Here is a 7,878-nt window from a genome sequence, read left to right as displayed (position 1 = left end):
ATCCCCCCCCCCGGGGGGCCGCCCCCCAACCCCACCACCCCCCGCCCCAAAAAAAACACACCCAACCCCCCCCCCGCCCCCCCCCCCCTGGGGGGCCCGCCGCCGTCGGGCGTTTCACCAGTTTCGACAAGCCCAACCGGCGCCTTGGCCTAGTGGAAGAAGTGGCGGGCTCCGGTGAAGTACATGGTGATCCCGGCCGCGTTGGCGGCGGCGACGACTTCGTCGTCCCGGACGGAACCGCCGGGCTGGACCACGGCGCGGACGCCAGCGTCGATCAGGATCTGCAGTCCGTCAGCGAACGGGAAGAACGCATCGGACGCTGCCACGGCGCCGCGGGCACGCTGCGGGGCGCCGCTGGCGTCGGTGTTGGAGGCACCGCCGGCACCTTCGACGTCGGACTCGACCTTCACGCCCAACGTGTTGGCGCGTTCCACGGCCAGCTTGCAGGAGTCGAGCCGGTTGACCTGGCCCATGCCGATGCCGACTGCGGCACCGTGATCGGCCAGCAGGATGGCGTTGGACTTGGCGGCACGGCAGGCGGTCCAGGCGAACGCGAGGTCGGCCAACGTGGCGGCGTCAGCGGCTTCGCCGGCGGCGAGGGTCCAGTTGGCGGGGTTGTCACCGTCGGAGTCAACCTTGTCTGAGATCTGCACGAGCACGCCGCCCGAGACCTGGCGGATTTCGGCCGGGTAGCGGCCGTAGCCCTCCGGGAGGGACAGGAGGCGGATGTTCTTCTTCTTGGAGAGGATCTCCACGGCTTCCGGCTCGAAACCGGGCGCGATGACCACTTCGGTGAAGATGCCGGCCACGGTGCGCGCCATGCCGGCGGTTACGACGCGGTTGGCTGCGATGACGCCGCCGAAAGCCGAAACGGGGTCGCAGGCGTGCGCCTTGGCGTGGGCGTCCGCGATGGGGTCCGCGGCGTCGGCGGAACCGACGGCCACGCCGCACGGGTTGGCGTGCTTGATGATGGCCACGGCGGGCTCGGCGAAGTCGAACGCGGCGCGGAGGGCCGCATCGGCGTCCACGAAGTTGTTGTAGCTCATCGCCTTGCCGTGGATCTGGTCGGCCTGGGCGATGCCGGCGGGAGCGGCCCGGTCCACGTAGAGGGCGGCCTGCTGATGCGGGTTTTCGCCGTAGCGCAGGACCTCGGAGCGTTCCAGCGCAAGGCCGGCGTAGGCGGGCCAGTCGATTACGCCGTCGCCGTCTTCGTCGAGGAACTGGCTGGCCGTCCAGGTGGCCACGGCGTTATCGTACGTGGCGGTGTGCGCAAAAGCCTTCGCGGCCAGGCGCTGGCGGGTCTTCAGGTCGAAGCCGCCTTCAGCGGCTGCGCGGACAACGTCGCCGTAGAAGCCGGGGTCCGTGACAATGGCGACGGCGGCGTGGTTCTTCGCGGCGGAGCGCACCATTGCGGGGCCTCCGATGTCGATCTGCTCCACGACGTCGTCCTGGGCGGCACCTGACTTAACGGTTTCCACGAACGGGTAAAGGTTCACCACGACGAGGTCGAACGCCTCGATCTCCATGCCGGCCAGCGTTTCCATGTGGGCGGGCACCCGACGGTCGGCCAGGATGCCGCCGTGGACGCGGGGATGGAGCGTCTTGACCCGGCCGTCGAGCATCTCCGGGGATCCGGTGACTTCCTCGACTTCCTGCACGGGGATGCCCGCGGCGGCGATCTTCTTGGCGGTGGACCCAGTGGAGACGATCTTGACGCCTGCTTCGTGCAGGCCCTTCGCGAGCTCCTCCAGACCGGTCTTGTCGTAGACCGAGATCAGGGCCCGGCGGATGGGAACACGGTCTAGCTGCGTAAAGCTCACAAAGGTCTCCGTCTTTTGACACGGTGGGTGCCGCGGTTGGTGGGGATAAGGCCAGTTTATCGCGTTGCCGGACGTGGTCTTCCTGCCGGCCGGAGTGTGAAGGCGGCGCACCCCGGCCGCGCCGCAACGTAAGGTTTTAACAGGAGGCCGAAATGAACATTTACACCACTGTGCCCAGCGGCGAACAGGTGGTCCAGGAATTGCCGTGGCGTTGGAAGGTCCAGGGCAGGATCTTCGTGATCGGCGGCCTGGGGTTCATGTTCGATGCGTGGGACGTGACGCTCAACGGCATCCTGATCCCCCTGCTCTCGACCCACTGGCAGCTCACGCCGGGCGAAGCCGGCTGGATCGGCACCGCCAACCTGATCGGCATGGCCCTCGGCGCCTTCATCTGGGGCACCATCGCGGACACCATCGGCCGGAAGAAGGCCTTCACCGCCACGCTGCTGATCTTCTCGCTATTCACGGTGCTCGGCGCCTTTTCCCCCGATTTCACCTGGTTCTGCGTGTTCCGGTTCATGGCCGGATTCGGCCTGGGCGGCTGCATTCCGGTGGACTACGCGCTGGTGGGTGAATTCACTCCCCGGAAGCAGCGCGGCAGGGTCCTCACGGCGATGGACGGTTGGTGGCCGGTGGGAGCCGCGCTGTGCGGTTTCGTGTCCGCCGGGCTGGTGGCGGCCTTCGCGGACTGGCGCCTCACCATGCTGGTGATGGTGCTGCCGGCCCTGCTCGTGTTCTGGGTGCGCCGCAGCGTGCCCGAATCCCCGCTGTTCCTGATCCGCAAGGGCCGCCGCGAGGAAGCAGCCAGGGTGATCGACGAGCTGGTCCTGGCCACCGGAGCCGAACCGCGTGCCTACAGCCTGCCCGACCCGCAGGCCGTCCCGCGCCTTTCACCGGGCAGCGCATGGCAGCAGCTGCGCGGCGTCTGGCAGTTCAACTGGAAAATCACGGCGGCGTCCTGGGCGCTGTTCCTGAGCATCCTGCTGGTCTACTACCTGTCACTGACGTGGATGCCCCGGATCCTGATCGGCGCCGGGTTCGCCGAGTACAAGGCGTTCCTGACGACGGCGGGAATGGCCGCCGTCGGGCTTCTTGGCGTCGTGGCGGCAGCGCTGCTGGTGGAACGCGTGGGCCGCAAGTGGCTGCTGGCCGTCACCGGACCGCTGTCCGCCCTGACGCTGGTGATCGTGGCGTTCGTGGTGGACATTCCGGCGGCGGCCGTGTTCTGGCTGCTGGTGTTCGGGTTCGTGGTGCAGGTGGCCATCCCCGTCCTTTACACGTACGTCTCCGAGCTCTACCCCACCGAGCTCAGGGGATCGGGCTTCGGCTGGGCGTCCACGTTCTCGCGGCTGGGGGCAGGCTTTGGCCCGCTGGTCTTCGCGAATTACTTCTGGCCGGAGCTGGGGCTGGCAACGTCCTTTGCGCTGGCCGGCGGCCTGGTGGTGCTGGCCGTGCTGTGGATGATGTTTTTCTCCCCCGAAACCCGTCAGCGCCGCCTCGAGTAAGGCCCGGCCTGATGAGCTATCACTTGCAGTGCTTCTGAGCCTTGGGAACCACCACAAGTGATAGCGCAACGGGTTACTGGATGCAGGTGACATGGACGGTGATGGACAAGTTGTCCTTACTCTGAGACACCGACCAACCGGTCTGCGTCCCGACCGTGACCGGTTTGCTTGCCGTCACCTGGTTGCTGGAGGTCGTCAGCAGGGCGCTGAAACCGCCGCCGATGGCGACCTTGCCGACGGGGCACAGGGCTGAGACTGTGAAGCCCGAGCCGCTGACCGTCACCACGGAAACGCTCGTGGAGGCGGCAGCTCCGGTAGCGCCCGTGGCTCCGGTAGCGCCTGTGGCACCGACGGGCCCGACGGCGCCCGTCGCACCGGTCGCTCCGGTGTCACCCTTTTCGCCCTGGATGCCTTGGATGCCTTGGGCGCCGGTGGCGCCGGTATCGCCCTGGATGCCCTGCGCTCCGGTCTCGCCGGTCGCCCCGGTCTCACCGGTATCGCCCTTCTCCCCTTGGATGCCCTGCGCACCGGTCTCGCCGGTCGCCCCGGTCTCACCGGTATCGCCCTTCTCACCCTGGATACCCTGCGCACCGGTCTCACCGGTGTCGCCCTTCTCACCCTGGATGCCCTGCGCACCGGTCTCACCGGTGTCGCCCTTGTCCCCCTGTGCACCCGTTTGGCCGACGAGTCCCTGAATTCCTTGGTTACCCTGGCCGCCTTGGACGCCCTGAATGCCCTGGATATTCCAGGAGATCGGCGTCTCCTTCTTGGTGTCACAGGACGCGCCGGCGGGAAGCACACGCAACTGGCCGCCGTTGTTGTTATTGAAACAGGCGCTGATCTCGCCTGCTGCAGGCGTGGTGGACGCCGCGTAGACGGCCGTCGCTGCCCCTGTTCCGAGAACAAGGGCAACGGAAAGGCACAACACCTTCGGACTGGTTTTGGCTAAGCTGAATTGGGACACGGGAGACCTCCAGGATCGGCATACGCTGAATTAGACGGTGTCAGCGTATGGCGCGGATTCTGCGCTCAACCAGCGTGGTGGGGTGCTTCCAGCTACCCGTCTTTTCGCCGGTCATACCCGTTTAGCGGGCCGGGTTACTCGCTTTTGAGAGTCGATGCCGCGCGGCGGTACTCGGCGGCGAGGGACCCGAGTGTGGACACCAGCAGCCGGCGCTCCACCACCTTGATCCGTTCGTGCAGTGTTTCCTCTGTGTCGCCGTCCTTGATGGCCACCGCCTCCTGGGCGATGATGGGCCCGGTGTCCACTCCGGCGTCCGCCCAGTGCACGGTGCAGCCGGTGACTTTCACGCCGTAGGCCATGGCATCGCGGACACCGTGGGCCCCGGGGAAAGAGGGCAGGAGGGCGGGGTGGGTGTTGAGGTATTTGCCGTCGAACGCGTCAATGAATTCCGGGCTCACGATCCGCATGAAGCCGGAGGACACCACGACGTCCGGCTGGTACGCCGCGACCGCTTCGGTCAGCGCCGCGTTCCACTCCGCGCGGTCCGCATACGCCTTGAAGTCCACCACGAACGTGGGGATTCCGGCGGCGGCGGAGCGGTCCACGCCGAAGGTCCCCGGCCGGTCCGCGCCCACCGCGGCGATCTCCACGTCCAGTTCCCGGGCTTGCACGGCGTCGATGACGGCCTGGAGGTTGGAGCCGGTTCCGGAAACGAGGACTACTATGCGCATTGGTCCAGCTTAGGCGGCTGCTCGCGTAGGCTGGAAAACATGAACCCCACCCCGGGCCCGAACGGGTCCCAGCGGACCAGGCATCCGCTCAGCGAGGCCGCGAAATCGTCGCTGCTGAAGACGCACACACTGTTCCGCATGTTCATCGTGGCCGTGCTGGGCTCGTTCTTCGTCTTCCAGCTGGACATCGCCTACCTGTGGCTCACGGCCATCCTGACAGCCGCCGGTATTGTGCTGGGAATCATCGTGCTCATCCGCGCCATCAAGCTCAAGGAATCCCGGCTTGTGCTCTTCGGCTCGATCTCCGGCCTGGTGGTGTCCGCCGTGATGGTCCTCATCGTGCTCACCTCGGCCCTGTTCTACAACCAGGTTCGTGACTACCAGCAGTGCGCCCGGCATGCCCTGACCAGCAAGGCCAGCACCGATTGCCGGGTCCAGCTGGAAGACTCGCTGCCGGGCCAGTTCCGGCCGTAAGCCCTCTTCTGCCGCGGGTCACTTCAACCCGGCCGCGGGGCTACTTGCCTGGTGCAGCCCCGAGGTCCGCTTCTTCCCGCAGCTGCTGCCGGCGTTCCAGCCAGGGTCCCGCCGCGTATCCGACGACGACGCCGATGCCCACTTCCGCGGCCAGCCAGACCGCCGTCCACAGCGGGTCCGGGCCGATGTCCGTGAGGCGGCCGATTCCGGCCGATCCCCGCGCGATCCAGGCCAGGACACCGGCCAGCACCCCGGCGGCCACGCCGATGATGCCGCCGAGGACCACCGTGGAGGCGGCAGCGGTGAACCAGCGCGTGCGGACCTTGATGGACAGCCATTCGTCGAAGTGGTTTTCGCCTTCGCGCAGGAACCACCAGCCGGCCAGGACACCGGCGAGCACAGGCACCACGAGGGCCACGAAGCCGAAGTCCAGCGGGCCGGCCGGAATGGCCGCAAACACCGGGACGGACGGCAGCGGGCCGACGGCCGTGCCGAGCGGACCCACCTGCGATCCGGCGCCGAGCGCAAAGCCCGAGCCGGACACCCAGGCGAGCGCGAACACGGCGAGGTTGGGGATGAAGCCGAGCTGGGCAATGGTGAGCACCGCGCCTCCCATGGCTCCGGCGTCGAGCCCTTCATAGACCGCCACCACGAGGTTCCAGTGGATGAAGAGGTCCGCCGCCAAAAGCGCCGAGGACATCGCCACCGCCGCCATGACGGCCACGAAACCCGCTTTCGCGGCGGAGGCCAGGTAGGACCCGGCCCAGCGGGAGTGCTGGCTGGTGCGGGCAATCCAATCCACGGCGTCGACGCCGATCAGCCGGCTCCATGATCCGGCCTCGCGCCGTGCGCCGATCACCATGCCCAGGGCAAAGGGGACCAGGGGCAGCAGGGCGGCCCACCAAAGGAACACCTCCACCTCGTCAGTCCGGCAGACGAAGCCGGTGGCGATGCCAAAAGCCGAGTAGACGAGCCAGGAACCCAGCAGCGCCTGCCACAACTGGTCCGTGTAAGAAGCCCGGGCGAGGCGCCGGCCGGCACGCCAGGCCAACAGGAACGGGATGAGCGTCAGGCCGAGCGGGATGAGCGAGAGCGTGCCGGTTGCCGGCCGGGCCGCGGCACCCTCGGCAACGGTGGTCACGTACAGCGGCACGCCGTGGATGACCAGCCATGCCTGGCCCGCCAGGCGGGCCAAAACGTCGAGGTGCGTGTCGCGGAAACCGGACGTTGCCCACACCGCCGCGATGGGCGCAATGACCGCCAGGGCGGAAATGATGGCCGCCTGGGCCGACTCCAGTCCGCCCTGCAGCCATAGGGGCATGGGGAGGCCACGGTCTCCGGTCTGATCAGCGCGCAGTTTCATCGTGTTCCATCGTGCCATGGGCGGCCCCGCCCGGCCGTTTTCGACAGGCTCAATCCCTTGAGAAGACGGCGTGGCGAGGGAGTCGGGAGGGCCCGTCATAGAGGCCATGCCCAGCGCTTTTTCGAGGGTACGGACGTAAAATTAGCATGTCCGCAATCAGTGGTTGGAGGCAGAAAATGACTACCGCATCCCCACATGCACACGGCGTTCACTTTGGTCGGGCAGACGTCCAGAACGCTGGCATGGGTGTTGGTATTGTCGCGTTGGTGGCTGGTGTACTGGCATTTGTCCCAGGCATCACCGCCCGGTATGGCGAACTGATGTTCCTTGGGCCTGATTCGCACGCCATGTTGTTTGGCCTGTTCCAGGTATCCATCCTGCTCAACGTTGTGCAGTTGGTTATCGGCGGAACCGGCTGGGCGATGTCCCGCAGTGAAATGGGTGCGCGCAGGTTCCTCATGGGCGCCGGGGCGCTGTACATCATCCTCAGCATCTACGGGCTCAGTGTCGGAGTGGATTCGGCGGCCAATTTCCTGTCGCTGAACATGACGGATAGCTGGACCCTGTTGGTGGTGGGTGTACTGATGATTGCCGCCGGCTGGATGTTCTCGCGGCATCTGGCCGAGGACAGGAAATAAACCCGGAACGCGAACGCCGGGAACTAGGAGCCGCGAATGAGTAGATATCTAATCTGAATATTCGTACTACCGGTTGGTGCAGGTGACCCGCGCAGATTCGTGGGCAGCTGCACCAGCTCTGTGTCGGGGGACATCCCACACCCAAAACCGCCAAATACGCACTTCAGGATGCCGGGCTGCCGCAGGCGTGTTCAACGTGGTGCACGGCAAGGGCCGCGTGGTGGGCGACGACCTGGTCCTCGACACCGTCAGCCCCATGCGTGCCGTGGTGAACACCTGATATGTAGGTATTTCTTGTCAAGGGGGCAAGGGTGAGCGGTCCAAGACTGGGTGTCTTGGACCGCTCCTTTTGTGTTCCGTTCCTTGGGCCCGTCCGGGGCTGG

At 66.7% G+C, this 7,878-nt stretch carries 7 protein-coding genes; 3 read left to right on the top strand and 4 right to left on the bottom strand.

The window, feature by feature from the left end; all coding sequences use genetic code 11:
• Nucleotides 1–149: 149 nt before the first annotated feature.
• Nucleotides 150–1,820, bottom strand: coding sequence for a bifunctional phosphoribosylaminoimidazolecarboxamide formyltransferase/IMP cyclohydrolase (gene purH / locus ABFP37_RS22375; RefSeq protein ID WP_347035020.1), 1,671 nt, complete (start codon nt 1,818–1,820; stop codon nt 150–152).
• A gap of 152 nt (nt 1,821–1,972) precedes the next feature.
• On the opposite strand from purH, the gene ABFP37_RS22370 reads away from it, so the two are divergent.
• Entirely contained in the window at nt 1,973–3,325 is a 1,353-nt protein-coding gene (locus tag ABFP37_RS22370) for an MFS transporter (RefSeq protein ID WP_347035019.1), read from the top strand.
• A gap of 73 nt (nt 3,326–3,398) precedes the next feature.
• On the opposite strand, the gene ABFP37_RS22365 is transcribed toward ABFP37_RS22370, so the two are convergent.
• Both ABFP37_RS22365 and purN read right to left on the bottom strand, forming a co-directional pair.
• Nucleotides 3,399–4,253: a collagen-like protein gene (locus ABFP37_RS22365; RefSeq protein ID WP_221937578.1), complete on the bottom strand. Its 855-nt coding sequence runs from the start codon at nt 4,251–4,253 to the stop codon at nt 3,399–3,401.
• A gap of 170 nt (nt 4,254–4,423) precedes the next feature.
• Nucleotides 4,424–5,020 (bottom strand): phosphoribosylglycinamide formyltransferase, encoded by a 597-nt coding sequence (purN, locus tag ABFP37_RS22360; RefSeq protein ID WP_078030193.1) that lies wholly within the window; start codon nt 5,018–5,020, stop codon nt 4,424–4,426.
• 39 nt (nt 5,021–5,059) lie between these two features.
• On the opposite strand from purN, the gene ABFP37_RS22355 reads away from it, so the two are divergent.
• Entirely contained in the window at nt 5,060–5,494 is a 435-nt protein-coding gene (locus ABFP37_RS22355) for a hypothetical protein (protein WP_347035018.1), read from the top strand.
• 40 nt (nt 5,495–5,534) lie between these two features.
• Here ABFP37_RS22355 and ABFP37_RS22350 read toward each other — a convergent pair whose 3' ends face one another.
• Complete coding sequence (locus tag ABFP37_RS22350) at nt 5,535–6,857, bottom strand: DUF6350 family protein (protein WP_078030195.1); 1,323 nt, start codon at nt 6,855–6,857, stop codon at nt 5,535–5,537.
• A gap of 176 nt (nt 6,858–7,033) precedes the next feature.
• Between ABFP37_RS22350 and ABFP37_RS22345 the strand changes: the two genes are divergently transcribed.
• A complete protein-coding gene (locus ABFP37_RS22345; protein WP_260680819.1) occupies nt 7,034–7,495 on the top strand; it encodes a DUF4383 domain-containing protein in 462 nt (153 codons plus the stop codon).
• Nucleotides 7,496–7,878 lie beyond the last annotated feature (383 nt).

Origin of the sequence: Burkholderia sp. RS01, assembly GCF_039748055.1 — a bacterium.
Classification (GTDB): domain Bacteria; phylum Actinomycetota; class Actinomycetes; order Actinomycetales; family Micrococcaceae; genus Arthrobacter.
The sequence above is the reverse complement of the archived record's forward strand: the minus strand, read 5'-3'. Positions and strand labels throughout refer to the sequence as shown.

Coding starts and splice junctions, on each gene's coding strand:
- ABFP37_RS22355 (WP_347035018.1), top strand. CDS start 5,060: ATGAACCCCACCCCGGGCCCGAACGGGTCCCAGCGGACCAGGCATCCG.
- ABFP37_RS22370 (WP_347035019.1), top strand. CDS start 1,973: ATGAACATTTACACCACTGTGCCCAGCGGCGAACAGGTGGTCCAGGAA.
- ABFP37_RS22350 (WP_078030195.1), bottom strand. CDS start 6,857: ATGAAACTGCGCGCTGATCAGACCGGAGACCGTGGCCTCCCCATGCCC.
- purN (WP_078030193.1), bottom strand. CDS start 5,020: ATGCGCATAGTAGTCCTCGTTTCCGGAACCGGCTCCAACCTCCAGGCC.
- ABFP37_RS22345 (WP_260680819.1), top strand. CDS start 7,034: ATGACTACCGCATCCCCACATGCACACGGCGTTCACTTTGGTCGGGCA.